This window comes from Faecalibacterium langellae, assembly GCF_002549775.1.
Classification (GTDB): Bacteria; Bacillota; Clostridia; order Oscillospirales; family Ruminococcaceae; genus Faecalibacterium; species Faecalibacterium langellae.
This window is the reverse complement of the sequence record NZ_NMTR01000069.1, coordinates 1-1,038: the sequence shown is the minus strand read 5'-3', so window position 1 is coordinate 1,038 and position 1,038 is coordinate 1. Positions and strand designations below refer to the sequence as shown.

3 pseudogenes are annotated in these 1,038 nt (G+C 32.9%); all 3 read left to right on the top strand.

Annotation, left to right across the window (positions count from 1 at the left end):
- Window positions 1-214: pseudogene (locus CGS49_RS14580) on the top strand (DNA-binding response regulator); the annotation flags it as partial.
- Window positions 215-232: 18 nt separating this feature from the next.
- Window positions 233-352 (top strand): annotated as a pseudogene (locus CGS49_RS14670) (helix-turn-helix domain-containing protein); the annotation flags it as partial.
- A gap of 366 nt (window positions 353-718) precedes the next feature.
- Window positions 719-1,038, top strand: a pseudogene (locus tag CGS49_RS14340) (hypothetical protein); the annotation flags it as partial.

Here is a 1,038-nt window from a genome sequence, read left to right as displayed (position 1 = left end):
GAAGATGCGTATTCAGGCACTTTTGAAACGTTCTGGTAAATTTGATCAAAATACTTTTTCTTTTGGAGATGTTTGTGTCAACCTTTCTACAAATTCAACTTATGTGGGTGATAAAGAAGTAGAACTTCTTGGTAAAGAATTTGATTTATTAGTCTACTTCCTACAAAATCAAAACGTTATTTTGCCCAAGTCGCAAATCTTTGATCGTCTTTAGGGATTCGATAGTGATACCAATGTCTCTGTTGTTGAAGTTTATGTTTCGAAAATTCGTAAGAAATTTAGGGGGACTGATTTTGCTACCAACCTACAAACCTTAAGAAGTGTGGGGTATATTTTGAAGAATGCTGACTAAATTTTTCAATTATCTTTTCAGGAGAATCAAGTCAGACGGCTTTAAGTCCTTCATCCATTTCTTTGCAACTTTTTCTGGTATTTTCCTTATCATGACTGTTATGATATTGCAGATTCTCAGTTATGGAGTTTATTCCAATGTTAACTCTAGTCTGAAAGCAGCAGTAACTAAGACCAATTCTTATTTGGAAATGGAAATGCTAAAATGCGAATTTTTTCTGACTTCTGATGTAGATCAAAATAATACGGCAACTATCTATCAGGAGTATGATAGCAAAGCATATCGCTAGACAAAATACCTAATTCGAGTGTTTATAAGACAAAATCTAAAAAGACCAAATCAAAAATCGAAGATGCTCCTCATGATTTGACTGTAGCAGCTAATACTAGTGTGTTAGTTATTGATAAGAATGGAAAGCTCCTAAACGTTGTCGACAAATTTTCTAGCTTATCTAATTTACCAATAGATAAAAATACTATTGATGTTATTAGTAAGGGAAGTGCTCAGAACTATTTTGATCAAACGGAAAATTATCGCTTGATTACTGAAAAAATAGATAATAGTTTCTATCCTGATGCTAAGTACGTTGTTATTGCAATCAATACGACGCAATTAGAAGAAGCCACTGAACGTTATGTAAAACTAATTGTTATTATGATGAGTTTTTTGGCTACTATCTATCGCGG